This is a genomic window from Qipengyuania pacifica, assembly GCF_019711555.1.
In the GTDB taxonomy this organism is placed as follows: Bacteria; Pseudomonadota; Alphaproteobacteria; order Sphingomonadales; family Sphingomonadaceae; genus Qipengyuania; species Qipengyuania pacifica.
In genome coordinates, this window is record NZ_JAIGNQ010000001.1 from 722,093 (window position 1) to 746,859 (window position 24,767).

Here is a 24,767-nt window from a genome sequence, read left to right on the forward strand (position 1 = left end):
GGGAATGGCCTATGGCACTGCTATGCGACAAAGCAAGGACGATAGAGACATGACTACGAATGCGCCCGATGCCCTCGATCAACTCGACGATGCCGTAGCGGCAGAGGCATTTCGGCGGCTGGTACGCCATCTTCGGCACCGTCACGATGCGCAGAATATCGAACTGATGGGCCTCGCCGGATTCTGCCGTAACTGCCTTGCCGACTGGATCCGCGATGCCGGGTTCGAAGGCGACAAACTGGCGGCGCGGGAGCTGATCCATGGAATGCCGATGGATGAATGGAAATCGACCCGTCAGGCCCCGGCGACGGAAGAACAGCTTGCCCGAATGGAGGCCAGCATTGCGAAAAATCGCGTGGAGTAACGAGTCGCCGCCTTCACCACCGCCGACAGGCTGGCTATCGAGCCGCCAACCGATTCTCAAATTCTGGAGTTTTACAAGATGGCAGAAGCCACCGACGACCGCCTGCGCCTTCTGATCGAGCGCATCGAACGGCTTGAAGAAGAGAAGAAGGGCATCGCCGACGACATTCGCGACGTTTACGCGGAATCCAAGGCGGTCGGTTACGATACGAAGATCATGCGCCAGATCATTCGTCTACGGAAGATGAAGCCGGACGAGCGTAGCGAGCAGGAAACCATTCTCGATACCTACAAGGCCGCGCTTGGCATGGGCTGACGCTTTGCTGCGGCGGGCTGTCGGAACACGGCGCCGTTTCAAGCTGTTGGTCGGGTGAAAGGAATTCACCCATGGCCAACACTCAGCCCGTCGATACTGCCTTCATCGAAGAAACATCTGAAGAACCGCGGATGCCGGGATCAGAAACCGATCTCGATCGCAAACCCCAATGGCAGCCGCGCTACCCCGGATCGGGAAGATTGAAAGGCAAGGTCGCCATCGTAACCGGTGGTGATAGCGGCATAGGGCGAGCAACCGCGGTACTGTTCGCCCGAGAAGGGGCGAAGGTCGCGATCGCCTATCTCGAAGAACACGACGACGCCCAAATTACGCGGAATGCATGCGAAAAGGAAGGCGCCGAAGTGCTCCTTTCCGCTGGCGACGTCGGCAGTCCGGAACATTGCAAGGGACTGGTTCGGGCCGTCATCGAGAAATGGGGCCAACTGGACATTCTCGTCAACAATGCCGGCGAACAGCATCCGGACGACGACATAACCGATATCACGACCGAACAGCTACAGCGCACCTTTCAGACCAACATCTTTTCGATGTTCTACATGACGCAGGCCGCGCGTCCGCATCTGAAGAACGGGGCGGCGATAGTGAATTGTACCAGCGTAACGATGTATCAGGGTTCTGGCGGACTGCTGGATTACAGCGCCACGAAGGGGGCGATCACGGCGTTTACCCGGTCGTTGTCGGAAAATCTGGTCGGCGAGGGAATTCGCGTCAATGCGGTTGCGCCGGGTCCGATCTGGACGCCGCTTAATCCGATGGGCGGGCAGCCGCCCGAAAATATGGACAGTTTCGGCGAAGACACGCCAATGGGCCGACCGGGCGAACCGAACGAAGTGGCACCCGCCTTCCTGTTTCTTGCCTGTCAGGACAGCTCTTACATGTCAGGACAGGTTCTTCATCCCAACGGGGGCATCATCGTCAACGGTTGATCCGTGTGTCAGCCGTCCTATGTTTGCAACACAGCAAGGAACAGGAGATCCGGAAATGGCAGGCCCTTGGAAAGATGCTCGCGGCATCATCGTCACAACGACGCCGACTATCGAGGGCAAGCCCATCCAGGACTATCTCGGCATCGTCACCGGTGAAGTGATCGTCGGTGCCAATCTCTTCCGCGACCTGTTTGCCAATATTCGGGACATCGTGGGCGGCCGTTCCGGGAGTTACGAACGCATCCTGCGCGACGCACGAGAGCAGGCCATTCAGGAACTTCAGGCCGAATGCGGAGCCTTGGGCGGCAATGCCGTGGTCGGTATCGATCTCGATTACGAGGTAATCGGCGATACCGGTTCCATGCTGATGGTCAGTGCTAGCGGGACGGCCGTCAAGACCTAGGCGGCGCTTCCCGCCAGCAACACCAGCGAAATGAACGCCCCGTTGTGAAGCATGTGCAAAAGGATGCTCGACCACAGCCCGTATCTGACCCGCAAGTAGCCTAGCATCGTGCCCGTCGCGAATTGCGGAAGCACCAGAGGCAAGGCCATGGCCATCTGACCGGGCTCGAAGTTGAACAGGTGGACGCTGGCGAAACCCAGCGTGCTTAACCAGAAAAACAGCGGGAAAAAGCGTTTGAACCAGCGCATGGCATCGCGTCGGCGCAGCAGGAAAACGAATGCGAGGGCCACAATAAGTCCCACGATCACGGCCCCAGCCATTCCGGCCCAGGGATTAGCGAAGGTCCCGCCGCCGACGGCTGTGAAGATGCCGGCCGCCAGCAAGCCGGCAGGAACGGCCAGAAGAATTCCAAGAACGTGGCCCGGGCGCCCCGATAACCAGCCGCGGAATAGCGTCTCTTCGACCAGAGGAGCGATCACGATTACCGCAAAGATGATGGCCGGGCCGATTTCCATGCCCGCAAGCGCCGTTTCGGGCACGTCGATACCGGCCGACATCACCGCTCCGGCGATTCCCAGAAGCACGCTCATTACGATCAGATCGAGGACGAACAGCCGAAGTACGGCGGTAAGGCTCCTGATTTTTGGCAAGGGCGCGCGGGCGGGCAGTGTCGGGCGCTTCAGAAAGCGGGCGAACTGAACCCATTCGCTGCGCATCGAAATCGCAGGCGCAAGACTTGTCGTTCCGGCGTTCATGCGGCTAAGGCGACCCCCGAGAATCTCTGACGAGAAACGTCCCAACCAATCGAGCTACGAAGCGAAACCATGGCCGGCCATTCCAAATTCAAAAACATCATGCATCGCAAGGGCGCGCAGGACAAGAAGCGCAGCGCGATGTTTTCCAAGCTGTCCCGCGAAATCACCGTCGCGGCGAAGATGGGCATGCCCGATCCGGACATGAACCCCCGTCTGCGCCTGGCGGTCAACGCGGCGAAGGCGCAGTCCATGCCCAAGGACAACATCCAGCGCGCGATCGACAAGGCGAGTGCGCAGGACGGCGAGAACTACGAAGAAGTGCGTTACGAAGGCTATGGCCCGGGCGGCAGCGCGATCATCGTCGAAGCACTGACGGATAACCGCAACCGCACCGCGACCAACATCCGCACCGCTTTTTCCAAAAATGGCGGCAATCTCGGCACCGAAGGCAGCGTTGCCCACGGGTTCGAGCGTCTTGGCCTGATTTTCTACCCGGCCGAAGCAGGCAGCGAAGACAAGATCCTCGAAGCGGCGATGGAAGCCGGGGCGGAAGACATCGCGAGTTCGGATGACGGCCACGAAATCTGGACCGCGGCCGAAGATCTCCACCAGGTTGCCTCCGATCTCGAGAAGTCGCTCGGGGAAGCGGAAACCGTCAAGCTGGCGTGGAAGCCGAACCTTACCGTCGACATGGACGAGAAGAATGCGTCCACCCTGCTCAAGCTGATCGACGCCCTCGACGACGATGACGATGTGCAGACCGTGTGGGGCAATTACGATATCTCCGATGAAGTGATGGAAAAGCTGGATTAAACCAGCCGTGCTCATCCTCGGTCTCGATCCCTCGCTCAGTTGCACGGGGTGGGGCGTGATCCGGTCCGAGGGTGCGCGTATCACGCATATCGCCAACGGGCAGGTACCAACCGATCCGAAAGCCAGCATGGCGCAGCGGCTGGGGCTGTTGCAGGCCTCGCTCGCGGAAGTGATTGCCGTGCACCAGCCCGGGCGGGCGGCGGCGGAAGAAATCTACGTCAACAAAAATGCACAAACGACGCTTAAGCTGGCGCAGGCGCGGGGGGCTGTGCTGGCGACGTGCGGAACGGCGGGGCTGGCGGTCAACGAGCACGCTGCGCGGCTGGTGAAGAAGGCGGTGGTCGGCACCGGCGCAGCGGAGAAGGCGCAGGTGCAGGCGATGGTCAAGGTCTTGTTACCAGGCGTAAAAATCGCGGGAGCGGACGCGGCCGATGCGCTGGCGGTGGCCATTGCGGACGCCCATTTGAGGAGGACGTTATGACGATCGAATTTTACGGCATCCCCAATTGCGATACGGTCAAGAAAGCCCGCAAATGGCTCGATGGGCAAGAAATTCCCTATGTTTTTCATGACTATAAGAAAGAGGGTGCCGATCCGGAAAAGCTGCGGGAATGGATCGGGGCCAAGGGCGTGGATACCATCCTGAACCGCCGGGGGACGACCTGGCGCAAGCTGGCGGACGCGGAGAAGGCCGATGTCGACGAGACGAAAGCGGTAGGTTTGCTCGAGGCCAATCCCAGCATGATCAAGCGGCCCGTGGTCGAATATCCCGGCGGCCTGCTGGTCGGGTTCGACGAAACCGAATGGGCCGCTGCCCTCAAGTAACGACCGGCCGGGCACCATACGGTTGGCGATATGCATGTTAATCGAGCGTTTGATCTGCGCCGAACATCCCTGCCGAACAGTACGAAACGGCCACGAACAGGAGCTTTGTCGACCATGATCCGTGCGATTTTCGCCAATTGGCCTGCGCTTCGATCGATCGCGCTCCTTGCCGTGCTGTTCACGGCGCTGCCGCTGCAGGCTTCCGACTTCATCGTGATCGCGCATCGCGGTGCCAGCGGCGAACGGCCGGAGCATACGCTGGCCGCTTATGAGCGCGCGATCGATCAGGGGGCGGATTATATCGAACCCGATCTGGTGGTGACCAAGGACATGGTGCTGGTCGCGCGCCATGAAAACGAATTGTCGGACACGACCGATGTCGCCGCCCATGAGGAATTTGCCGACCGCAAGCGATCCAAGACCATCGACGGGCGATTGGTAAGCGGCTGGTTCGCCGAAGATTTCACCCTGGCCGAGCTGCGCACGCTGCGCGCGAAGGAACGCCTGCCGAGCCTGCGGACGAAGAATGCGCAGTTCGATAGTCTCTATGCCATTCCCACCTTTGCCGAGATCCTGCAGCTGGTGGAGGCCAAGGAAGCCGAGACGGGCAGGCGCGTCGGCATCTATCCCGAACTCAAGCATCCCGATTTCCTGCTGCAACAGGGTTTCGACACGGTGGACCTGCTGGTCACCGCCTTGCGCCAGGCCAATCTCGACGATGCGGAGGATGCGGTTTTCATCCAGAGTTTCGAGGTGGGCACGCTGCGCCGCCTCGATACGATGGTCGAGGTGCCATTGGTGCTGCTGGTGACGCCGGGCAGCGGTCCGGCGGACGAGCCGGCCCTGTCCTATGACGAAATGCTGACACCTGCCGGGCTGGCGGAAGTGGCCAAATATGCCGATGCCATCGGTGCCGACCTGCGGCTGGTATTCAACGCGGACGGGACCCCGACCGGGCTGGCAGAGAAGGTGCACGGGGCAGGCCTGAAGCTGCACGGCTGGACGCTGCGCAAGGAAAACGCCTTCCTGCCGCCAGCCCTGCGCCGCGGCAGTGCGGAGAATGCGGCGGGCGATGTGCCGGCGATGGTCGCACTGCTGAGGGCGGCCGGGCTCGACGGCGTTTTCACCGACGATCCCGGACTGGTGGTTCCGGCCATGAAGGCAGGCGACTGATCGACGTCAGGCCAGCATCGCGGGACTTTGCCGAGCCTATCGGTACCGCGCCGTGACTAGATAGTTGAGCGAGAGATCGGCCGAAAGGTGGAGGCCCTTGTCGGGCCGGAAGGAAATGCCGCGCGGTTCGCCCATCTCCAGCCCGGCATCGTCCAGCAACGCGCCCAGTTCTTCCGGCGTGATGAAATCGTCCCAGTGATGCGTGCCTTTGGGGATCATGCCGAGCCCTTCTGCCGCACCGATCATCAGCAGCCGCGACTGCGGCGTGCGGTTCGGTGTGGACAGGACCATCAGCCCATCGGGCGCGAGCCTGCCCGCGAGCGCGGCGATGAAGGCGGGTTTGTCCGCGACATGTTCGATGACTTCCATCGCCGTGACCAGATCGAAGGTGCCGATGTCGAGAGCGCCGACTTCGCCCGCGATGTAGCGGATATCGAGACCGGCGCCATCAGCGTGGACGGCCGCCGCAGCGGTGTTTTCCGGCGCGGCATCGACGCCGGTTACATCTGCCCCGAGTCGCGCCATGGGTTCGCACAGGAGGCCCGCACCGCAACCCACATCGAGCGCGGTCTTGCCCGCGAGCGGATGACGCTGCGAAATATCGCCGCCCCAATGCATATCCACGCATTCGCGCAGGAAGGCGAGCCGGACCGGGTTGAGGCGGTGAAGCATGGCGGAAGACCCCTTCGGATCCCACCAGTCCTTGGCCAGCTTGCCGAAATGGGCAGCTTCATCGGGGCGGATCGTTTGGCCGCCCGAAGTATTGCTTCGCGGTTGCGTGGTTGCATCACTCATGCGCTCTGGCTAGCAGCCGTAACCCAGCTATTCCAGCACGGAGACCTCCTCGCTTGGCCCGTATCGTGATGAAATTCGGCGGAACCTCCATGGCGGGGACCGAGCGCATCCGGCGCGTGGCCAATATCGTGCGCAAACAGCAGTCGCGCGGACACGAGGTCGCAGTGGTCGTTTCGGCCATGGCGGGCGAGACAGACCGGCTGGTGAATTTCTGCCGCGAGGCGAATGCGCTGTACGATCCGGCCGAATACGACGTGGTGGTCGCGAGCGGCGAGCAGGTGACCAGCGGCCTTCTGGCGCTGACGCTGCAATCGCTGGGCAGCCAGGCGCGAAGCTGGCTCGGCTGGCAGTTGCCGATCCGCACGATCGAGGCCCACGCCAAGGCGCGCATCGACGAGATCGATGGCGATGCGCTGATCGCCAGCATGGAAGCGGGCGAAATCGCCGTTATCCCGGGATTCCAGGGCGTGGGCGACGATGGCCGCATCACCACGCTGGGACGCGGCGGTTCGGACACCTCGGCAGTGGCCGTGGCAGCGGCGATCAAGGCCGATCGCTGCGATATCTATACCGACGTCGACGGCGTCTATACGACCGACCCGCGCATTGTCGCCAAGGCGAGGAAGCAGAAGGCGGTCACTTACGAAGAAATGCTCGAGCTCGCGAGCGTGGGGGCGAAGGTCCTCCAGACGCGTTCGGTCGGGCTTGCCATGAAAGAGGGCGTGCGGGTGCAGGTCCTTTCCAGCTTCGTCGGCGAGGATGCCATCCCTGCCGACGACCTTCCGGGCACGATGATCGTGTCGGAAGAAGAAATGAACGAACTGGTGGAGAAGGGCGATATGGAACGCCAGCACGTGACCGGCATCGCGCATGACAAGAATGAGGCCAAGGTGATCCTTACCCGCGTGCCCGACAAGCCGGGGGCAGTGGCGCATATCTTCGAACCGCTGGCGGCTGCGTCCATCAACGTGGACATGATCATCCAGAACGTGGGCCGCGACAAGGGCGAGACCGACGTGACCTTCACCGTGCCGCAGACCGATCTGGCGCGCGCGCAGGCGTTGCTGGAAGACAAGCGCGAGGACATCGGCTTCAACCGCCTGATCACCGACAGCAAGATCGCCAAGATTTCCGTCGTCGGCGTGGGGATGAAGAGCCATGCAGGCGTCGCCAGCACCATGTTCCGCGCGCTGTCGGATCGCGGGATCAACATTCAGGCGATCTCCACCAGCGAGATCAAGATCAGCGTGATGATCGACGAGGACGAGACCGAACTGGCGGTCCGTGTCCTGCACACCGCCTACGGGCTGGACGCGGTGGACGAGGCCGTCGCGTGATCCGGCGGGTCGCAACCGCGATCGCAAGCGTGCTGGTGGCGGTGGGCCTGGTCTATCTGGCCTATGAGGCCGGGGTCGTCATCGGTTTGGGAGCGACGCGCACATGAGCCATACCGCGAAAATCCTGCTGCTCGGTTCGGGCGAGCTGGGCCGCGAATTCGTCATTTCGGCAAAGAGGCTGGGTGCCTATGTGGTGGCATGCGATGCCTATGACGATGCGCCGGCCATGCAATTGGCCGATGCGCGCGAGGTGTTCTCCATGCTCGACGGTGAAAAGCTGCGCGAAGCGGCAGAGAAGCACCGGCCCGACTATATCGTCCCCGAGATCGAGGCGATCCGCACATCCGTGCTGGCCGAACTGGAGGACGAGGGCTTTACCATCGTCCCATCGGCCCGCGCGGCGCAATTGACGATGAACCGCGATGCGATCCGCGATCTTGCGGCGCATGAACTGGGCCTCGTCACGTCGAAATATCATTATGCCAAGAACCTCGAAGAGGTGAAGGCGGCGGCGCAGCACACCGGCTTTCCCTGCGTGATCAAGCCGGTCATGTCCTCGTCCGGCAAGGGCCAGTCGACCGTGCGCGACGAGGCCGGGCTGGAGGCGGCATGGGATTATGCCCACGCCAACATGCGCGGCGACCGGCAGCGCGTGATCGTGGAACAGTTCGTGGATTTCGATTACGAGATCACCCTGCTGACAGTCCGCCACAGGGACGGCGTGACCTTCTGCCCGCCCATCGGCCACCGGCAGGAGCGCGGCGATTACCAGGAAAGCTGGCAGCCGACGCCGATGTCGGATCAGGCCATCGCCAAGGCGCAGGAAATGGCGCGGACCGTGGTGGACGATCTGGGCGGTTATGGCCTGTTCGGGGTCGAGTTCTTCGTGAAGGGCGAAGAGGTCATCTTTTCCGAGCTGTCCCCCCGGCCGCACGATACCGGCATGGTCACGCTGGTGAGCCAGAACCTGACCGAATTCGACCTGCACGCCCGCGCCGTGCTGGGCCTGCCCGTTCCGGCCGATCTGCGCGCCCGCCCGGCGGCAAGCGCCGTTATCCTGGCCGAGCGCGATTCCAAGAGCCTGTCCTATGAAGGGCTGGCGGAAGCTATGGCCGATGGAGCGGACCTGCGGATTTTCGCCAAGCCAGACAGCCGCCCCTATCGGCGCATGGGCGTGGCCCTGGCGACGGCTGGCGATACCGACGAAGCCCGGCGCAAGGCGCGCGAGGCGGCACACAAGGTGCGGATCGTCTACGGCGACTGATCAGCCGAAGAAGGCGTCGATGGCGAAGCAGGTTGCGATGCCGACGACCACGTTCATCGGCAGGCCGATCTTCACGAAGTCCATGAACCGGTAATTCGCCGCGCCGTAAACGAGCGTGTTGGTCTGATATCCGATTGGCGTTGCGAAGCTGGCGCTGGCGCCGAGCATGACCGCGACCACCAGTTCGCGCGCATCGGCGCCCGTCACCCCGGCGAGGCCGATGGCGATGGGTGTCAGAATGACCGCGACGGCATTGTTGGTCACGCTTTCGGTCAGCAGGCTGGTCAGCCCGTAGATCGCGATCAGCAGCAGCAGCGGCGACGCATTGGCGAAGACCGGTTCGAGGGTCGCCACGATCAGTTCGACCGTACCGGCATTGTCCAGCCCGACGCCGAAGGCGAGCATGCCGAAGATGAGCACCAGCGTATTGCCGTCGATCGCCGACCAGGCTTCTTCCGGTTCGAGGCAGCGCGTCGCCAGCACAAGACCGGCACCGATCAGGGCCAGCGCCTGGATCGGCCAGGAAAAGATCGCCGCGAGCAGGACGACCGCGGCCAGCGTGCCGATGGCGATCGGGGCGCGGGCGCGGCGGAAGGCACGGGTCGGGGCCTGTGTCACCGTGCCGAGCATGACATTGTTCTGCAGCGCCTGCACGGCATCGGCACCGGCCGCGATCAGCAGGCGATCGCCGGCCCTCACGCGCACCTCGGCAAGTTCCGGGCCGGCGATATGGCGCGGACGCGACAGGCCCAGCACGCGCACCTTGAGTTTGGCCAGCATGGGAATTTCCGCAAGCCGCCGCCCGATGATGGGGTGGGAGCTGGAAACGACCGCTTCGATCAGGGACAGGTCGGCGGGACGCCCGCTGCCCGCCGTATCGACGCCGCCGCCCACGCCGGTAAGGCCGGTGCGGAAATCGAAGGCTTCCGCCAGCGAAGCGAGTTCGGCGGGACTGGCCCCGACCACCAGCTGATCGCCCACGCCGAGGATATGTTCGCCGATATCCTTGCGGATCACCTCGCCCCCGGCCTTGATGCCGATGATCTTCACGCCGGGGCGGCGCACCAGCTTGGTCGACCCGAGTTCCTGGCCGATGAGCGGGCTGTTTTCGGAAACGACGAGGTGGGAGAGGTAGAAATCGCTTTCCGTGTCATCGTCGAGCGCGCGCTGCGGGCGATCGGGCAGGAGCCGGGGCCCGGCGAGCACGAGATAGGCCGTGCCCGCCAGCGCCGCGACAAGGCCCACGCCGGTGATTTCGAACATGCCGAACGGGGCGAGCCCCTGTTCGCGCGCGACGCCATCGACGAGGAGATTGGTCGAGGTGCCGATCAGCGTGAGCGTGCCCCCCAGGATCGAGAGGTAGGATAGCGGGATCAGCAGGCGCGTGGCCGCGGTTCCGAGCGAGCGGGCGAGCCGTTTGACCACCGGGATCATCACCAGAACGACCGGCGTGTTGTTCATGAAGGCCGAGGCTGCAATGGTGCCGAAGCCGATTTCCGCCAGCGCCAGCCGGGGCTTGCGCCGGGTGCGGCGGATGATCCAGCCCGACACTTCTTCCAGCGTGCCCGTGCGCAGCAGCGCGCCCGACAGCACGAACATCGCCGCGATGGTGATGGGCGCGGGGTTCGAGAACACGCCGAGCAGTTCGTCGGTGGAAATGAACCCCAGCAACAGCATGATCAGCGCGCCGAGCGTGGCCACGACCACCGGCGGCAGACGTTCCACCACGAAGCCGGCGAACAGGAGGAAAAGGAGTATCAGCCCGATGAGCGGGTGATAAGCGGCGACCGAATCAGGTAGAAGCGATGGCATTCAAATGTCGGCTACAGTAAAAGTACGGGATGCCTAGTTAAATCGAATGAGTGCATGTGCTTGCTAGGATTGCGGGGTGGGCTTAAGCGATCTCATCATGAACAGTTACTCCAAGACTTCGCGTTTGATGCAGCGCGGTTGCGATTTTCTCGGCAGCGAAACCGCCATTCTGTGCGGGGCGATGAGCTGGGTGTCCGAACGCAATCTCGTCTCTGCCATTTCGAACGCCGGCGGGTTTGGCGTGATCGCCTGCGGGGCGATGACGCCCGATCTGCTCGACACCGAAATCGCCGAAACCCGCAAGCTGACCGACCGCCCGTTCGGCGTGAACCTCATCACCATGCACCCGCAGCTCTTCGACCTCATCGCCGTGTGCGAAAAGCACGCCGTGGGCCATGTGGTGCTGGCCGGGGGCATTCCGCCCAAGGGCAGTGTCGAAGCGATCAAGGGCGGGCAGAACCCCGCCAAGGTGATCTGTTTCGCGCCGACGCTGGCGCTCGCCAAGAAGCTGCTGCGCTCCGGCGCGGATGCGCTGGTGATCGAAGGCATGGAAGCGGGCGGCCATATCGGCCCTGTCTCCACCAGCGTCCTGGCGCAGGAAATGCTGCCCGAACTCGCCGAAGACCATCTCATCTTCGTCGCCGGCGGGATCGGCCGCGGGCAGGCGATCGCCGGCTATCTGGAAATGGGCGCGGCGGGCGTCCAGCTCGGCACGCGCTTCGCCTGCGCCACCGAAAGCATCGCGCATCCCAACTTCAAGAAGGCTTTCTTCCGCGCCAGCGCGCGCGATGCCATCACGAGCGTGCAGGTCGACCCGAGGCTGCCGGTGATCCCGGTGCGCGCGCTCAAGAACAAGGGTACGGACGAGTTCACCCGCAAGCAGATCGAGGTGGCAGGCGTGCTCGACCGTGAGGAAATCGCGATGGCCGAAGCGCAGCTGCAGATCGAACATTACTGGGCCGGTGCATTGCGCCGCGCGGTAATCGATGGCGATGTTGAGAACGGCAGCCTCATGGCAGGCCAGTCGGTCGGCATGCTGAAGGAAGAAGAGCCGGTGGCGGCCATCATCGAAAAGCTGATGAGCCAGAGCGAGGAAGCGCTCGCGCGCCGGTGAGATGACGATTCATCGCCTCGATCTCGATATAGCGATTTATCGCGATCGGGTGCAGGTGACGCATCGCCCGACCGACACGTTTGTCGATCAGCGCGCGGAATACGCGTTCTCTTCGGACAGTTCCGTAGTCGCCAACCCGCGCTATCTGGAGGACACGATCGTGCGTGGGATCCGGCAGGTCATCGCGACCGGCGGCTTTTCGCTGCGCGATCCGATCGCGCGGGTGGTCAGCTGCGAATCCCCGCTGGGCGAGGCCGACATGGAGGTCGTGCGGACCGCGCTGATCGAAGCGGGTATGCGTAAGGTGGTGTTCGAATTCGACGGATGAATTCCTGATTGTCGCGCCCCAAGCGCATAGCGCTTGCACCGACCCACAATGGCAGGACATGGAAACGGGATGTCCGAGCCCCTAGTCCTGACCCTGTCCTGCGCCGATCGCCCGGGCATCACCGCGCGCGTCACGTCGTTCCTGTTCGAACGCGGCGGCAACATTCTCGAAGCGCAGCAGTTCAACGACCGGTCGAGCGATGCCTTCTTCATGCGGGTCGAGTTCGATCCGGGCGAGGCTTCGCGCGAAATGATTCGGACAGAGTTCGCACCGATTGCCGCCGAACACGCGATGGACTGGAAGCTTGCGCTGCGCGACCGGCCGCGGCGGGTGCTCATCATGGTCAGCAAGTTCGATCACTGCCTGGCCGACCTGCTGTACCGCTGGCGGATCGGCGAATTGCCGATGGAGCCCGTGGCAATCATCTCCAATCATCCGCGCGCGGCAATCGAGCATACGCATCCGGGGGACATCCCCTTCCACCACCTCCCCGTAGCGAGCGGCGAGAAAAGCGCGCAGGAGGCAAAGGTGCGCGCAATCGCCGAAGAGAGTGAGGCCGAGCTGGTTGTGCTGGCGCGGTACATGCAGATCCTGTCCGACGAACAGGCCGCGCATTTCAGCGGGCGGTGCATCAACATCCATCACAGTTTCCTGCCCGGCTTCAGGGGCGCAAAGCCCTATCACCAGGCATACGAGCGGGGGGTCAAGATGATCGGGGCAAGTGCGCATTACGTCACTGCCGACCTCGATGAAGGACCGATCATCCATCAGGACGTCGAGCCTATCAGCCATGCGGACACGCCCGATCAGCTGGTGCGCAAGGGTCGCGATATCGAAAGCCGGGTTCTGGCAGAAGCCGTCCGTCTGCATCTCGAAGACCGCGTTCTGCTCAACGGCCAGCGCACGGTCGTCTTCAGGAGCTGAGCAGCGCCTTCCAGGGCGCCAAACGCGGATCATCGCTGGCAAGGGGATCCCATACCGTGGCCATGCGTGCGCGCGCTTCGCGCTTTGGAACGCCGTTTTCGAGGTCCAGCAAGTAGAAAAAGGCCGTCACCCGCCAGTTCATGATGCAATGCACATGAACCGGGCCCTTCGTATCGGCCAGCACGCGTGCCAGTTCGGCGACATGTTCGCGCCGGGGCGCATCGAAGGGGACCGGAATGTGCGAATAGCCGATCCTTTCGGCTGCCAGCTTTTCCGCTTCATCGGGTAACGCTTCGGGGTGATCGTCGAGCGCCAGATTCACGACGTGACGCACGCCCAGGGCCGCCAGTCTGGCGGGATCACCGGCCTCCAACCTGCCGGACGTGGTGATCGCGTCCGAACGCCTGCGCCAGTTTCTGATATCGGACGGATCGCCCATGCCTACCGCGCGGCGGTGCGGGTCCTGGCGCGCTGGGCTTCCATGGCCTTGTCCTCGTTGGCGCGCTTGATCACATACTGACGGATTGCCTCGACCTCGCTCTCCGACAGGGATTGGGCGAAGCTGGCCATGCCGTTTCCTTCCAGTGCCCCGCCATGGACGATCTGAACCCAGGCCTTCTGATTGTCCAGCGCGCCCGAACGCCGCAAGTCGGGAAGCTCGGTCGATCCAACCGCACCGGGAGCATGGCAAACGGCGCAGTAACGCGCATATTTGGTGCGGCCGAGTTCTATCGTAGCTGCAGTGGCGCGCGAAGGTGGCGGATCGAGCGGGGTCAGGGCAAAGTCCGGCTCTGCCGGCAATTGCTCTTTGCCCCCGAGCTTGAACACGAGAAGCCGGCTTATGTTGCGAACCGGGCGCATGTTGTCGATCAGTTCCCCGTCGACCGACAGAGCGAAAGCGCCGCCCCATCCGGCGAGGACTGCGACATACTGTTCGCCATCAACCGAATAGGTGATGGGCGGGGCGACAACGCCCGTCTGCGCGGCGAAACGCCACAAGCGATCCCCGGTCGCGGAATTATAGGCGGCAAAGTCGCTGCCCGAATTGCCCTGGAAGACGAGCCCGCCACCTGTTGCCAGAACGCCGCCGTTCCATGGCCCGGGATGTTCGACCGTCCAGCGCGGCTTCTGCGCTACCGGATCCCAGGCGACGAGCCGCCCCTTGATCGTTCCCTGCACTTCGCGCCTGATACCCAGATCGGGCGGCAGATCGCCCGCGCCCAGATCGTAGCCGATGTTGAAACCGCGGGCCCTGTCGGGTTTCCAGTTCGCTTCGGGAGAATAGAGCATCGCCGCTTCGAATGCGGGAATGTACACGAGGTTTTCGCCCGGGTCGTAAGCCATGGGATGCCAGTTGTGCCCGCCAAGCGGCCCCGGCATGACCAGCGCCGGTTTGCCGGTGATGTCGATGCGCGTTTCCGGGTTCATCTGCGGCCGGCCGTCGGCGCTCATCCCGGTCGACCAGTTGAGCGGGATATAGGGTTCGGCGGAAATGAATTCGCCCGTGGCGCGATCGAGAACGTAGAAATAGCCGTTCTTCGGCGCCTGCATCAGCACCTTTCGATCCCGCCCGCCGATCTTCATGTTGGCCAGGATAATGTGCTGGGTCGCGGTGAAATCCCACGTTTCCCCCGGTGTCGTCTGATAGTGCCAGACATATTCCCCGGTATCGGGCCGGATGGCGACGATACTGGACAGATAGAGGTTGTCGCCTTCGCCGGTGCCGTCGGCGCCGGGGCTGCGATAGGCGCGGTTCCACGGGCTGCCATTGCCAACCCCGATATAGAGCAGATCGAGATCCGGATCATAGGCCATGGAATCCCACACGGTCCCGCCGCCGCCGATCCCGTCTTCGCCCGAAAGCGCATCGCCGCTCCAGGTGGACTGAGCTGCCTTCAGATATTCAGGCGCGTCATCGCCATCGTCGCCCGGCACAGTGTAAAAACGCCAGAGCTCGTGACCGTCCTTCGCATCATAGGCCGCAATATAGCCGCGTACGCCGAATTCGGCGCCGCCATTGCCGATCAGCACCTTGCCATCGATCACGCGCGGGGCGCCGGTTATGGTGTAGCTTTTGGACTGATCGACGGTGACCTTTTCCCAGACGACTTTGCCGGTGTTGCGATCGAGTGCGACAAGCCGCCCGTCGAGCGTGCCGAGAAAAAGCGTGTCCCCCCAGGCAGCGAGCCCGCGATTGACCACATCGCAGCAAGCCTTCACGCCGGTTTCGCCGGGTACCTCGGGATCGTAGCTCCACAATGTCTTCCCGGTCGCGGCATCGAAGGCAAAGACCTTGCTCCATGCACTGGTGACGTAGAGTTTGCCGTCCATCACCAACGGGGTCGCTTCCTGCCCCCGGGCCGTGTCCATGTCGGCAAACCAGGCGAGGCCGAGCCCGGAGACGTTTTCGCGGTTTATCTGGTCGAGAGGCGAAAAGCGCTGTTCGGCGTATGTGCCGCCATGCGTAATCCAGTTCGCCGGATCGTCGGCTGCATTGATCAGCCTAATATTGTCTATGCCGCCTGCCGGTTCTTCGGCCGCGCCCACACTGCATCCCGACAAGACGCCCGCAAACCCCAGCGCGGCCAGCGCGGCCCAACCGATCCCTCGCATCGCTCTCTCCCCCGGCGACATTTGCGTCGCTCTATGCAACCTATCTTGCCTCTCCAGCGAAAGCTTGTCCATACGCTGGCTAGCTGCAACAGTGCCGGACTGACGGGACAGAGGAGTGACGAACGATGTGCGACCAAGAAATGCTGGCCCGCTGGGGACGGCAGGCGATGACGCGGCGCGGTTTCGGGGCGGGCGCGATGGCAGCGGGGGCCGTGGCCTGTGCACCTGTAGAGCGGGCAGCCGAAAGTTCGGCCGCGCAGAACAGGAGCGGACGCAAGGTCACTTTCGCAACACCTGCCGGCACGATGGATGGCGAATTCTTTCATCCCGCCAGCGGCATGCACCCTGCCGTAATCCTGTGGCCCGATATCGCCGGCATTCGCCCGGCCAAGCGGCAGATGGCACAGCGGCTGGCCGATGAGGGTTACGCGGTTCTGCTGGCCAACCCGTACTATCGCGACGTTGCCGGGCAGCAGTTCGAAGATTTCGCGAGCTTTGCCGCCAATGGCGGTTTCGACAAGGTCAAACCCTGGCGCAGCAAGTTCACACCGGCCACTATCCAGACCGATGCGCGCGCCTGCGCCGAGTGGCTTCTGGAACAGCCCGAAGTCGATACCGATCGCGGGATCGGAACGCAGGGCTATTGCATGACGGGCAGCTTCGCCGTGGTCGCACCGTCGGCAGACGACCACATCCAGGCGGGCGCCAGCTTTCATGGGGGCGGACTGGTGCGCGAAGACGGGCCGAGCCCGCACACCATGCTGCGCGCCGATGCGCATTACCTAATCGCCATAGCGCAGGATGACGATGCCGAGGCGCCGGGCGCAAAAACTGCGCTTCGCAATGCGGCGACTGCTGCCGGGTGCGAGGCCGAGATAGAAGTCTATCCCGCCGACCATGGATGGTGCGTGCCGGATTCCCCCGCCTATGACCGCGAGCAGGCGGAACGGGCATGGGCCAGATTGCTTCGCCTGTATTCCGCCGCGCTTTGATGCGGCTTTGGGGTGCTCTTGCTGCTCTGGTGCTCGCGACACCGCTGGCAGCGCAGGAGTTCGAGCCCGATTGCGCCGCGGCCGAGGAATTTCTCGGCAAAGCCGTTGAGCAAGGCCGCACCGTCGGTGCATCCGTGCTGATATGGCAAGGCAGCGAGGAGGCCTGCTTCGCGGCTTCCGGCGATGCTGTCCGCGAAGAGGGGAAGGCGTTTTCCCGCGATACGCTGGTGCAGGTGTTTTCGATGACGAAGCCCGTCACCGGCGTCGCGCTGATGCAATTGTGGGAGAAGGGCGCATTCGGCCTCGACGATCCGCTGCATTGGTACCTGCCTGAGTATCAGGCGACCCGCGTGCTGACGGGCGAGCGCGAAGATGGCAGCGCCATCGTGGCGCAGCCCAGACGCGCCATCACAGTGCGCGACGTGCTGCGGCATACGGCCGGTTTCAGCTACGGCCCGGGCGGGGAGCCGCAGACTGCTGCCGATCGCACATAGCAGGAACTGGACCCGCTGAGCGCCGACAATACCCTGGCGCAGTTTTCGCAGAAGCTGGCGCAGGTGCCGCTGCTCTACGAACCGGGGACGCATTGGAGTTATTCCGCCGGGGTCGATGTGCAGGCCCGACTGGTCGAAGTCCTCTCCGGACAGCCGTTCGACAGCTATGTGAAGCAGCATATCTTCGACCCGCTGGGCATGGCCGACAGCGGCTGGAAGCGCGACGAGGCGGACCTGGCCCGCCTCGCCCGTATTTATGTCGCGCAGGATGACGGCACGCTGGAACCCATGCCGCGCGATGAATGGCTGAAGGCCAATTTCATGGGCAAGCCCATGACAATGGGCGGATCGGGCATCGTCACCACGGTCGACGATTACATGCGGTTTGCGCGCATGCTGCTGGGCGAGGGGGAGCTGGATGGTGTGCGCATCCTCGAGCCTGCCACGGTGCAGCTCATGGCGACCGACCACCTCGACCCGCGCATCGGGCCCGAGAACCGGAGCTGGCTGGTCGGCAAGGGGAACGGTGGTTTCGGTTTCGACTTTTTCGTCCGCACCGGGCCGCCGCTCGATGCCGAGGAAAACCGCGGCACGACCGGCGAATTCTTCTGGGACGGCCTGCCGTCCATGCTGTTCTGGGTCGATCCAGTGCAGGACATGGCCGTGGTGTTCGCGACCCAGAAAATCGATTTCGACGGCACGCTGCACCACGATATTCGCGACGCCATCTATGGTGCCGACTACACCGGGGCGAAGTAGCAACGCCGCTTTCGCTTGCCGCCAGTCCTGCGTTCGCTACGATACCCCCCGAATAGAGGAGGGTTTCCAACATGGGCGGTACGCTCGTTCTGGCGCTGATTGTTCTGGTCGCGATACTGTTCCTGATGATGGGCGTGCGCGTGGTGAAGCAGGGTTATGTCTACACCATCGAGAGGTTGGGCAAATACACGCTCGCCGCCGATCCCGGTCTGCATCTGATCATCCCCTTCATCGACCGCGTGGGGCACAAGATCAACATGATGGAGCAGGTGCTCGACATTCCCGGGCAGGAGATCATCACCAAGGACAACGCCATGGTCGGCGTGGATGCGGTGGTGTTCTTCCAGGTGCTGGACGCGGGGAAGGCCGCCTATGAAGTGTCGGGCCTGCACAATGCAATCCTGGCGCTGACGACCACCAATCTGCGCACGGTGATGGGTTCGATGGATCTGGACGAAACACTCTCGAAGCGCGACGAGATCAATGCCCGTCTGCTGAGCGTAGTCGATCATGCCACCTCGCCCTGGGGCATCAAGATCACCCGCGTCGAGATCAAGGACATCCGCCCGCCGATGGATATTTCCGAAGCCATGGCGCGCCAGATGAAGGCGGAACGGCTCAAGCGTGCGGAAATCCTCGAGGCGGAAGGCGACAAGACCAGTTCGATCCTTCGCGCAGAAGGCCGCAAGCAGTCGGCTATCCTCGAGGCGGAAGGCAAGCGCGAGGCACAGTTCCGCGATGCCGAGGCCCGCGAACGCGCAGCCGAAGCCGAAGCGCGCGCAACCGAGATGGTGTCGAACGCGATCGCATCGTCGGGCAATCAGGCGATCAATTACTTCGTCGCCCAGGAATATACCAAGGCGGTCGGCAAGTTCGCCGATAGTCCCAATGCCAAGACGATCCTGTTTCCCGTCGAGGCGACACAGCTCATCGGCTCGCTCGGCGGGATCGGTGAACTGATGCGGGGCGCCTTCGACAAGGCGGAGGGACCGGCCGACACGGGCACACCCATCGCCGAACCGCGTGACCGCGCCCCGGTACGCCGGCCCAGCGTCCCACCGTCCAGGAATGGATAGGGGCGGGGCCATGGACGGCATCGAAACATACTGGATATGGCTGATCGTCGGACTGGCCCTGGCCGCGCTCGAGATGATCGTGCCCGGGGTCTATCTGATCTGGATGGCGATGGCAGCACTGGCGATCGCCGCGCTGGCTTTCGTTTCCGGGCCTCCGCTCGCGATGCAGATCATCGCCTGGGTATCGCTGTCGCTGATCTTTGCCTTTTCCGCCAAGCGCTGGCTGCGCGATCGGCCCATCATCTCCTCCGACCCGCTGCTGAACAATCGGACCGGCAGGCTGGTGGGGGAAACCGCACTGGTGACGAAAGCGATCGAAAGCGGCTCGGGCCGGGTCAAGGTGGGAGACGGCGAATGGAACGCGCGCGGCAGCGATGCCGATATCGGCACGCGCGTACGCATCATCGGGAGCAGGGGCTCGGATCTGCTGGTGGAGCCGGTCGCCTTGCTAGACGGAAGCGCGGCGAAAGACGCCTGATCTAGACGCTCGCGCGTTCGTTGAAGCGGCCGTGCTTGCGGTACTGCACCATCCATTTGTCGAGAAACAGGCTTAGCGGCCGGGGCGAAATGCCGAACTTGTCGAAACCGGGGTGGTCACCCGAAACGACATTGCCGGATTTCAGCAGTTCCCAATGATCGCTCCCCATAGGGGTGCCGGGCAGGGCCGCGAAGATCGCCGAAATCGCATCGGGCATCGGCAGGAAGCTGCGATCGCGGTATTGCGCCTCTGCGATCGCGCGATTGATGTCCATCATGGAAAGCTGTTCCGGACCGCCGAGTTCGTAGATCTTGCCGCCGAAAACATCGGGTTGCTCGAGCGCACGGACGGCAGCTTCGGCCACGTCGTCGACATAGACCGGCTGCAGTTTGGCATCCGGAGCGAAAACGGGCAGCACCGGCAGGTTCGAAATCAGACCTGCAAACATGTTGATGAACTTGTCGTCCTTGCCGAACACGATGCTCGGGCGAAGGATGGTCGCTTTCGGAAAGGCCGCGAGAACCTGTTTTTCGCCGAGCCGCTTAGCTGCTGCATACTCGATTTCGGCATCTTCGTCCGGTTCGGGCGCAATCGCGCTGACATGTACGAAGGCGCGGGCGCCTGTGCTTGCAGCGGCTTCGGCCATCCAGCCCGGCGCTTCGCCCATCAGGCGGCGCAGATTGCCATCGAACGCACCGATCAGATTCACGACCGCGTCGGCCCCGGAGATGCTACGCTCTACCGACGTGCGATCTGCCGCATTGCAGCGCGCAAACTGGATCTGGCCGAGATTGGCGAGGGGCTTCAGCTTGAAAGCCTTGTCGGGATTACGACTGGCGATGCGGACGCGCGCGCCACGTTCGAGCAGGGCCTGGGCAACGTAATTGCCGAGAAAACCGCTGCCACCCATCAGCACTACCAGCTTGCCGTTCAACGCGCCGCTTTTCGCCATGGTATTCGCCTGTATCCTCGAAGGTGGAATCGTTGCTGCGCCCCTAGCCCCAACCTTCGCTGTGCCGCAAGCGTTCCGACATGTGCGAAAGCCATTGACAGAGGAGGGCGCCCTTCGCTAGTGGCCCGCGCCTACCCGCAGCCGTGCTTCGAAGACCGGCTTTGCGACAAGTGTGCCCAGATGGCGGAATTGGTAGACGCACCGTCTTCAGGTGGCGGCGCTCGCAAGGGCGTGGAGGTTCGAGTCCTCTTCTGGGCACCATTTGTTCTTCTCACGTTCTCCCAAATAATCTATAAAACCCGCAGAAATCCTAGGGATTTGGCCCTTGGATCGTTCCGGATCGTCCCGCCTGTTCTCGGGGGTTCCAGACACTTTTGTGGGCCTTTTGAGGCCGTTTCGCAAAGGCCCAGATGAAAAGGCCCCCACATGCCGCTGACAGATACTCGTCTCCGCGCACTCAAGCCCAAGGATAACCCGTACAAGGTAACCGATGAGCGCGGCCTATATGTTGAGGTTACGCCGACCGGCAGCAAACTTTGGCGATTCCGATACCGGATCGGCGGTGCGCAAAAGAAGCTCTGCATCGGCAGCTATCCCGACATCAGCCTCAAGCAAGCGCGAGACGCGGCCTACGAGGCGCGACGAGCTGTTGCTTCAGGGGGCGACCCGGCTTTTGAGAAGCGGAAGCGGAAAATCCGCGCGGAGTTCCTTTCTGCACAGACGTTCGAGGCAGTCGCGCGTGAGTATATTGAACAGATGATGGTCCAGAATGGCCGCGCCGATGGCACGATCGTCAAGGCCAATTACTTCCTCGATAAGCTTGCGCCTGCCATCGGGAACCGACCCATCAACGAGATCGAGCCGTTCGAAGTCCTGGCTCCCCTTAAACGGCTGGAAGCCACCGGTAAGCACGAGACTGCGAAGAAATGCCGCTCGTTCGCCGGCCGCGTGTTTCGCTATGGTGTTGCTACCACCCGCTGCAAATCCGATCCGACCAGTATGCTGAAGGGCGCTCTCGTAACGCCGAGAGCCACGCATTATGCAGCAATCCTCGAGCCCACCGAGCTAGGCGGGCTACTGCGCGCAATCGACGACTTCACTGGCTACATGGTGACGAAGTTAGCTTTGCAGATAGCGCCGCATGTGTTCGTACGCCCCGGCGAACTCCGGCACGCCGAATGGCATGAGATCGACCTTGTCGATGGGGTCTGGAAGATCCCTGCCGGTAAAATGAAAGCGCGCCGAGCGCATGCCGTCCCGCTTTCCAAGCAAGTTAGAAGCTATCTCACAGATCTGGCCGAGATGCTCGGCCGCGAAGGATATGTTTTCCCATCTGCGCGCAGCTCCAAGCGTCCCATGAGTGAAAACACGCTCAATGCCGCTTTCCGTCGCATGGGATACTCGAAAGAAGAAGTCACCGCGCACGGACTCCGGGCGACGGCATCGACATTCCTGAACGAGTCGGGACTTTGGAATCCGGACGCAATCGAGCGTGCCCTAGCACATGGTGACAGCAATGTTGTGCGCGGCATTTACCATCGCGGCAAGCATTGGGACGAGCGTGTGCGAATGGCTCAATGGTGGAGCGACTACCTCGATGAGCTCCGGACAGGAGGAAAGGTCATCGTGGGAAAGTTTGCGAAGGGTTGATCGGAAGAACGAATTTCTTCTCAGCCAGTGCAGGATTGAAGGCTCAGGACCAGCCCTATCAGGGACACTGACGCGAGCAAGGCGAACTCAATTCTGATGCCCCAGACCTTAAGCCACTTCCGCATCGTGCCGAGCCTCAGTTCGTAGAGCTTTGGCAGCTAAGCTGATCGAAGCGGTCAGCAACAGTCTTCCACGTTGCCATGCCTGCCTCGTCCCCTTCGTTGGATAGCCGCTGGATTTGCTGCGCGATATACGCGGTTCCCTCTTCGCCATGGTTCTTTTCGACCCAGAGCGCGACGGCCCACAATTCCTGATCGCGGTTCAGCACCATGGTTCACGTCTCCCGGTCCAGGTTCGCGCCAGGCCTTCGCTGACCAGCTGATCGCCAAGCGAGCGGCCGCCGCGCGTTACAACCCGCAATTTGCGACCGTACTGATCCTCGTCTCTGCTACCGATGGTCCTCAGTTCAAAGGGCCCGCCATTCAGCAATTCGACAAGGCGGTGCGTCGCGCGCATGCCGAGCTGGTATTCATAGTCGCAACGAGGCTCGCTGATCTCGGGAGTGTCGATGTCGGCAATCCGGATCTTCACGCCATCAAGCCAGAAAGTATCTCCATCCACGACGCATGTGCGCCGGATGGATCCGCAGATGTCGAATTGTGGGGAGCTTGCTTGCTGGAATAAAGCCTGAGGCTGATGATCGTCGTTAGCAAGGCTGGCATCATGGACTGGCCAGTTGAGTGCCAGCATCCCTCCAGCAAATACGATCGCGAATGCTCCCAAACCCAACGAGATCTCCTTTCTCAGCTTCCGGCGCTTCTGTGCCTTCAACGCCTTGCGAAAGTCGAACGGCTCACCGGGGGTCTCATTCACTGGCGTTGTCCGTCTTCATTCCGGCACATGATTTCAGACGATAGCCGGAAATCAGGTAGTTTCGTCAATTGTACGTACCAATTGCTTGCCAACGTCCCAACACAGACCGGACATATTGCGGCGTTTCACCATTGTTGGGAATGCCGCGTGATCGGGAGACGGCACCTGGGCCAGCATTGTAAGCAGCCAAGGCCAGGTGGACTGCGTCGAACCGGTCCAACATATCGCGAAGGTACCTGGCGCCACCGTCGATCGATGCAAGAGGGTCATGACGGTTCCGGACGCCCAGTTCTCTCGCCGTGGCCGGCATAAGCTGAGCCAGCCCGGCAGCACCGGCTGGGCTAACAGCCATCGGATTGAAGCGGGACTCAGCCCAAATAAGAGCACGAAGCAGGTTGGTCGGAAGCCCGTAACGGCGTTCAGCCTCGGCTATCGCCGCCATATACAAGCCTTCCCGGTAGGATACGTTTGCTGGCTCGGCCTGGTAGATTGCAGGAAGATATTCCCTTGCCGGCTGCTGGTCCGTCTTCGGCGGAACGATCGCGTGCTCGAACAAGGTGAAATCCTGGGCGCGGACTTGCTGAGAGGAGGTCGCGATCATCCCCAGGCAGGCGACCGCTATCGCGGTCCGACAATTGAGAGAGGTCATCTCGAGTGGTGCTCCATTGATTCGAATCACAATGGAACATAAATAGAACATATGACTGTAGGAAACCTGTGAATGCCTGCCTTCGGGAGAGGAAAGGAACGCTGATGGGGGGGCCACTTTGCATGCTGAGGAGCTCGCATGTCCCTGTCTGTCCAAACTCATCCCAACCGGTCGCTTGCCGAGACCGCCCGTCGCATTTGCGAATCGCGAGGGGGCAAATGGTCCGGCACAAAGGGCATGGCCTGTTGCCCCGCGCATGATGACCGCACGCCGTCACTCGGTGTGTCGCTCGGCCGACAGGCCATCCTCTTCCACTGTTTCGCGGGATGCGATCAGCAGAGCGTGCTGGCTGCTCTGGCGCGTGAAGGTTTCGAGGCACCGGCGCTTTTTTCAGGTTCTGCGACCACCAACGAACCCGAATCGACCAGCACCCGCAAACCCTCGGCGGTAGCGCTGAGGATCTGGCGCGATGCACAGCCACTGCGTGCTAGTCCGGCAAAGGCATATCTTGAAAGCCGCGGCATCCTCGCCGCATCTCCGGCGCTCCGCTTCCATCCACGAACGCCGCTTGGCCCGAAAGGACGGGCCCGCTTTCTGCCCGCCATGATCGCGGCAGTCAGCCTCGACGAGTGCCCGATCGCCATCCACCGCACGTTCCTGTCTACCGAGGCTTCAGGCAAGGCCGCTTTCGAAAAGCCGAAACGCGCGCTCGGCGCGCTCGGTGAAGCTGCTGTCCGCCTCTTCGCTCCGGCCTCCGGCAAGCTCGGCCTCGCTGAGGGCATCGAGAGCGCAATGTCGGCCTATGCTCTCACCGGCATTCCCGTCTGGGCGACCCTGGGCAATGAGCGCTTCGGTCTCGTCAGCGTGCCTGAAAGCGTGACCGAGCTTCACCTCTTCGTCGATCACGATGCTGGCGGCGAGCTGGCCGCGTCGCGTGGCTTGGCCGCTTATGCCCGCGATGGGCGGACGATCCACGTTCGCAAACCATCCTCACGCGACACCGACTGGAACGATGAACTTACAGCATGGCTGCGCCGCAAAGCGGCGCGGTAGAGGAGAGAG

Annotated in this window: 27 protein-coding genes, 1 tRNA gene and 1 pseudogene; 20 read left to right on the plus strand and 9 right to left on the minus strand. The window is 62.5% G+C overall.

All coding sequences use genetic code 11. The annotated features are described in order from the left end of the window. The first annotated feature begins 49 nt into the window (after positions 1-49). The 4 genes from K3177_RS03605 (at position 50) to K3177_RS03620 (ending at position 2,029) form a co-directional block, all read left to right on the plus strand. Positions 50-364 (plus strand): DUF1244 domain-containing protein, encoded by a 315-nt coding sequence (locus K3177_RS03605; RefSeq protein WP_103023094.1) that lies wholly within the window; start codon positions 50-52, stop codon positions 362-364. A gap of 78 nt (positions 365-442) precedes the next feature. After that, positions 443-679 carry a DUF2312 domain-containing protein gene (locus K3177_RS03610; protein ID WP_050601763.1) on the plus strand — a complete coding sequence of 79 codons (237 nt, stop codon included), beginning with the start codon at positions 443-445 and terminating at the stop codon, positions 677-679. Positions 680-750: 71 nt separating this feature from the next. Continuing rightward, positions 751-1,626: an SDR family oxidoreductase gene (locus K3177_RS03615; protein ID WP_221597073.1), complete on the plus strand. Its 876-nt coding sequence runs from the start codon at positions 751-753 to the stop codon at positions 1,624-1,626. A gap of 55 nt (positions 1,627-1,681) precedes the next feature. Next, a complete protein-coding gene (locus tag K3177_RS03620) occupies positions 1,682-2,029 on the plus strand; it encodes a heavy metal-binding domain-containing protein (protein WP_247714209.1) in 348 nt (115 codons plus the stop codon). On the opposite strand, the gene K3177_RS03625 is transcribed toward K3177_RS03620, so the two are convergent. After that, on the minus strand, positions 2,026-2,784 hold the full coding sequence (locus K3177_RS03625; RefSeq protein WP_221597075.1) for a CPBP family glutamic-type intramembrane protease: 759 nt from the start codon (positions 2,782-2,784) through the stop codon (positions 2,026-2,028). The genes K3177_RS03620 and K3177_RS03625 overlap by 4 nt on opposite strands. A 69-nt stretch (positions 2,785-2,853) precedes the next feature. Between K3177_RS03625 and K3177_RS03630 the strand changes: the two genes are divergently transcribed. The 4 genes from K3177_RS03630 (at position 2,854) to K3177_RS03645 (ending at position 5,595) form a co-directional block, all read left to right on the plus strand. After that, positions 2,854-3,597 (plus strand): YebC/PmpR family DNA-binding transcriptional regulator, encoded by a 744-nt coding sequence (locus K3177_RS03630; RefSeq protein ID WP_103023026.1) that lies wholly within the window; start codon positions 2,854-2,856, stop codon positions 3,595-3,597. Positions 3,598-3,604: 7 nt separating this feature from the next. Further along, positions 3,605-4,078: a crossover junction endodeoxyribonuclease RuvC gene (ruvC, locus tag K3177_RS03635; protein WP_221597076.1), complete on the plus strand. Its 474-nt coding sequence runs from the start codon at positions 3,605-3,607 to the stop codon at positions 4,076-4,078. Next, complete coding sequence (locus K3177_RS03640) at positions 4,075-4,422, plus strand: arsenate reductase (RefSeq protein ID WP_221597078.1); 348 nt, start codon at positions 4,075-4,077, stop codon at positions 4,420-4,422. The genes ruvC and K3177_RS03640 overlap by 4 nt, the downstream gene beginning before the upstream one ends. A gap of 114 nt (positions 4,423-4,536) precedes the next feature. Further along, positions 4,537-5,595, plus strand: a complete 1,059-nt coding sequence (locus K3177_RS03645) for a glycerophosphodiester phosphodiesterase family protein (protein ID WP_221597080.1) — start codon at positions 4,537-4,539, stop codon at positions 5,593-5,595. Between the two features lie 36 nt (positions 5,596-5,631). Here K3177_RS03645 and ubiG read toward each other — a convergent pair whose 3' ends face one another. Next, positions 5,632-6,390, minus strand: coding sequence for a bifunctional 2-polyprenyl-6-hydroxyphenol methylase/3-demethylubiquinol 3-O-methyltransferase UbiG (gene ubiG, locus K3177_RS03650; protein WP_221597081.1), 759 nt, complete (start codon positions 6,388-6,390; stop codon positions 5,632-5,634). A gap of 53 nt (positions 6,391-6,443) precedes the next feature. On the opposite strand from ubiG, the gene K3177_RS03655 reads away from it, so the two are divergent. Beyond that, positions 6,444-7,727 (plus strand): aspartate kinase, encoded by a 1,284-nt coding sequence (locus K3177_RS03655; RefSeq protein WP_247714210.1) that lies wholly within the window; start codon positions 6,444-6,446, stop codon positions 7,725-7,727. A 103-nt stretch (positions 7,728-7,830) separates the two neighbouring features. After that, positions 7,831-8,991, plus strand: coding sequence for a formate-dependent phosphoribosylglycinamide formyltransferase (gene purT / locus K3177_RS03660; RefSeq protein ID WP_221597085.1), 1,161 nt, complete (start codon positions 7,831-7,833; stop codon positions 8,989-8,991). On the opposite strand, the gene K3177_RS03665 is transcribed toward purT, so the two are convergent. Continuing rightward, entirely contained in the window at positions 8,992-10,803 is a 1,812-nt protein-coding gene (locus K3177_RS03665) for an SLC13 family permease (RefSeq protein ID WP_221597087.1), read from the minus strand. Between the two features lie 97 nt (positions 10,804-10,900). Between K3177_RS03665 and K3177_RS03670 the strand changes: the two genes are divergently transcribed. The 3 genes from K3177_RS03670 to purU all read left to right on the plus strand — a co-directional run bounded on the left by K3177_RS03670 (position 10,901) and on the right by purU (position 13,169). Further along, on the plus strand, positions 10,901-11,917 hold the full coding sequence (locus K3177_RS03670; protein WP_103023097.1) for an NAD(P)H-dependent flavin oxidoreductase: 1,017 nt from the start codon (positions 10,901-10,903) through the stop codon (positions 11,915-11,917). A gap of 1 nt (position 11,918) precedes the next feature. After that, the gene (locus K3177_RS03675; protein WP_103023034.1) at positions 11,919-12,245 is read left to right on the plus strand and encodes a hypothetical protein; all 327 of its coding nucleotides are present in this window, start codon (positions 11,919-11,921) and stop codon (positions 12,243-12,245) included. Positions 12,246-12,314: 69 nt separating this feature from the next. After that, on the plus strand, positions 12,315-13,169 hold the full coding sequence (gene purU / locus K3177_RS03680; protein ID WP_221597089.1) for a formyltetrahydrofolate deformylase: 855 nt from the start codon (positions 12,315-12,317) through the stop codon (positions 13,167-13,169). Here the strand turns inward: purU and K3177_RS03685 are convergent. Both K3177_RS03685 and K3177_RS03690 read right to left on the minus strand, forming a co-directional pair. After that, positions 13,159-13,608 (minus strand): protein tyrosine phosphatase family protein, encoded by a 450-nt coding sequence (locus K3177_RS03685; RefSeq protein WP_221597091.1) that lies wholly within the window; start codon positions 13,606-13,608, stop codon positions 13,159-13,161. The genes purU and K3177_RS03685 overlap by 11 nt on opposite strands. A 2-nt stretch (positions 13,609-13,610) precedes the next feature. Then, on the minus strand, positions 13,611-15,782 hold the full coding sequence (locus K3177_RS03690) for a PQQ-dependent dehydrogenase, methanol/ethanol family (RefSeq protein WP_221597093.1): 2,172 nt from the start codon (positions 15,780-15,782) through the stop codon (positions 13,611-13,613). A gap of 125 nt (positions 15,783-15,907) precedes the next feature. Here K3177_RS03690 and K3177_RS03695 point away from each other — a divergent pair, with 125 nt between their 5' ends. From K3177_RS03695 to K3177_RS03715, 4 genes and pseudogenes are all read left to right on the plus strand, one after another. Next, a complete protein-coding gene (locus K3177_RS03695) occupies positions 15,908-16,774 on the plus strand; it encodes a dienelactone hydrolase family protein (protein WP_221597095.1) in 867 nt (288 codons plus the stop codon). After that, positions 16,774-18,027 (plus strand): annotated as a pseudogene (locus tag K3177_RS15300) (serine hydrolase domain-containing protein). The gene K3177_RS03695 and the pseudogene K3177_RS15300 overlap by 1 nt, the downstream one beginning before the upstream one ends. A 71-nt stretch (positions 18,028-18,098) precedes the next feature. After that, complete coding sequence (locus K3177_RS03710; RefSeq protein WP_196847526.1) at positions 18,099-19,103, plus strand: SPFH domain-containing protein; 1,005 nt, start codon at positions 18,099-18,101, stop codon at positions 19,101-19,103. A gap of 10 nt (positions 19,104-19,113) precedes the next feature. Next, positions 19,114-19,581: an NfeD family protein gene (locus K3177_RS03715; protein ID WP_196847527.1), complete on the plus strand. Its 468-nt coding sequence runs from the start codon at positions 19,114-19,116 to the stop codon at positions 19,579-19,581. A 1-nt stretch (position 19,582) separates the two neighbouring features. On the opposite strand, the gene K3177_RS03720 is transcribed toward K3177_RS03715, so the two are convergent. Then, positions 19,583-20,533: a complex I NDUFA9 subunit family protein gene (locus K3177_RS03720; protein WP_221597099.1), complete on the minus strand. Its 951-nt coding sequence runs from the start codon at positions 20,531-20,533 to the stop codon at positions 19,583-19,585. Between the two features lie 174 nt (positions 20,534-20,707). Here K3177_RS03720 and K3177_RS03725 point away from each other — a divergent pair. Next, positions 20,708-20,794, plus strand: a tRNA-Leu gene (locus K3177_RS03725). Positions 20,795-20,959: 165 nt separating this feature from the next. Further along, positions 20,960-22,183 (plus strand): tyrosine-type recombinase/integrase, encoded by a 1,224-nt coding sequence (locus K3177_RS03730; protein WP_221597100.1) that lies wholly within the window; start codon positions 20,960-20,962, stop codon positions 22,181-22,183. 136 nt (positions 22,184-22,319) lie between these two features. Here K3177_RS03730 and K3177_RS03735 read toward each other — a convergent pair whose 3' ends face one another. The 3 genes from K3177_RS03735 to K3177_RS03745 all read right to left on the minus strand — a co-directional run bounded on the left by K3177_RS03735 (position 22,320) and on the right by K3177_RS03745 (position 23,705). Further along, complete coding sequence (locus K3177_RS03735) at positions 22,320-22,514, minus strand: DUF6961 family protein (protein ID WP_221597101.1); 195 nt, start codon at positions 22,512-22,514, stop codon at positions 22,320-22,322. Then, the gene (locus tag K3177_RS03740; RefSeq protein WP_221597102.1) at positions 22,505-23,056 is read right to left on the minus strand and encodes a thermonuclease family protein; all 552 of its coding nucleotides are present in this window, start codon (positions 23,054-23,056) and stop codon (positions 22,505-22,507) included. The genes K3177_RS03735 and K3177_RS03740 overlap by 10 nt, the downstream gene beginning before the upstream one ends. A gap of 64 nt (positions 23,057-23,120) precedes the next feature. Next, positions 23,121-23,705, minus strand: coding sequence for a lytic transglycosylase domain-containing protein (locus tag K3177_RS03745; protein ID WP_221597447.1), 585 nt, complete (start codon positions 23,703-23,705; stop codon positions 23,121-23,123). 138 nt (positions 23,706-23,843) lie between these two features. Here K3177_RS03745 and K3177_RS03750 point away from each other — a divergent pair, with 138 nt between their 5' ends. Beyond that, positions 23,844-24,758: a DUF7146 domain-containing protein gene (locus K3177_RS03750; protein WP_221597103.1), complete on the plus strand. Its 915-nt coding sequence runs from the start codon at positions 23,844-23,846 to the stop codon at positions 24,756-24,758. The last annotated feature ends 9 nt before the right edge of the window (positions 24,759-24,767 follow it).

Bases quoted from the DNA above. Each gene is read 5' to 3' on its own strand.
- K3177_RS03605 (WP_103023094.1), top strand. From the start codon at position 50: ATGACTACGAATGCGCCCGATGCCCTCGATCAACTCGACGATGCCGTA.
- K3177_RS03610 (WP_050601763.1), top strand. From the start codon at position 443: ATGGCAGAAGCCACCGACGACCGCCTGCGCCTTCTGATCGAGCGCATC.
- K3177_RS03615 (WP_221597073.1), top strand. From the start codon at position 751: ATGGCCAACACTCAGCCCGTCGATACTGCCTTCATCGAAGAAACATCT.
- K3177_RS03620 (WP_247714209.1), top strand. From the start codon at position 1,682: ATGGCAGGCCCTTGGAAAGATGCTCGCGGCATCATCGTCACAACGACG.
- K3177_RS03625 (WP_221597075.1), bottom strand. From the start codon at position 2,784: ATGAACGCCGGAACGACAAGTCTTGCGCCTGCGATTTCGATGCGCAGC.
- K3177_RS03630 (WP_103023026.1), top strand. From the start codon at position 2,854: ATGGCCGGCCATTCCAAATTCAAAAACATCATGCATCGCAAGGGCGCG.
- K3177_RS03640 (WP_221597078.1), top strand. From the start codon at position 4,075: ATGACGATCGAATTTTACGGCATCCCCAATTGCGATACGGTCAAGAAA.
- K3177_RS03645 (WP_221597080.1), top strand. From the start codon at position 4,537: ATGATCCGTGCGATTTTCGCCAATTGGCCTGCGCTTCGATCGATCGCG.
- ubiG (WP_221597081.1), bottom strand. From the start codon at position 6,390: ATGAGTGATGCAACCACGCAACCGCGAAGCAATACTTCGGGCGGCCAA.
- purT (WP_221597085.1), top strand. From the start codon at position 7,831: ATGAGCCATACCGCGAAAATCCTGCTGCTCGGTTCGGGCGAGCTGGGC.
- K3177_RS03665 (WP_221597087.1), bottom strand. From the start codon at position 10,803: ATGCCATCGCTTCTACCTGATTCGGTCGCCGCTTATCACCCGCTCATC.
- K3177_RS03670 (WP_103023097.1), top strand. From the start codon at position 10,901: ATGAACAGTTACTCCAAGACTTCGCGTTTGATGCAGCGCGGTTGCGAT.
- K3177_RS03675 (WP_103023034.1), top strand. From the start codon at position 11,919: ATGACGATTCATCGCCTCGATCTCGATATAGCGATTTATCGCGATCGG.
- purU (WP_221597089.1), top strand. From the start codon at position 12,315: ATGTCCGAGCCCCTAGTCCTGACCCTGTCCTGCGCCGATCGCCCGGGC.
- K3177_RS03685 (WP_221597091.1), bottom strand. From the start codon at position 13,608: ATGGGCGATCCGTCCGATATCAGAAACTGGCGCAGGCGTTCGGACGCG.
- K3177_RS03690 (WP_221597093.1), bottom strand. From the start codon at position 15,782: ATGCGAGGGATCGGTTGGGCCGCGCTGGCCGCGCTGGGGTTTGCGGGC.
- K3177_RS03695 (WP_221597095.1), top strand. From the start codon at position 15,908: ATGTGCGACCAAGAAATGCTGGCCCGCTGGGGACGGCAGGCGATGACG.
- K3177_RS03710 (WP_196847526.1), top strand. From the start codon at position 18,099: ATGGGCGGTACGCTCGTTCTGGCGCTGATTGTTCTGGTCGCGATACTG.
- K3177_RS03715 (WP_196847527.1), top strand. From the start codon at position 19,114: ATGGACGGCATCGAAACATACTGGATATGGCTGATCGTCGGACTGGCC.
- K3177_RS03720 (WP_221597099.1), bottom strand. From the start codon at position 20,533: ATGGCGAAAAGCGGCGCGTTGAACGGCAAGCTGGTAGTGCTGATGGGT.
- K3177_RS03730 (WP_221597100.1), top strand. From the start codon at position 20,960: ATGCCGCTGACAGATACTCGTCTCCGCGCACTCAAGCCCAAGGATAAC.
- K3177_RS03735 (WP_221597101.1), bottom strand. From the start codon at position 22,514: ATGGTGCTGAACCGCGATCAGGAATTGTGGGCCGTCGCGCTCTGGGTC.
- K3177_RS03745 (WP_221597447.1), bottom strand. From the start codon at position 23,705: ATGACCTCTCTCAATTGTCGGACCGCGATAGCGGTCGCCTGCCTGGGG.
- K3177_RS03750 (WP_221597103.1), top strand. From the start codon at position 23,844: ATGTCCCTGTCTGTCCAAACTCATCCCAACCGGTCGCTTGCCGAGACC.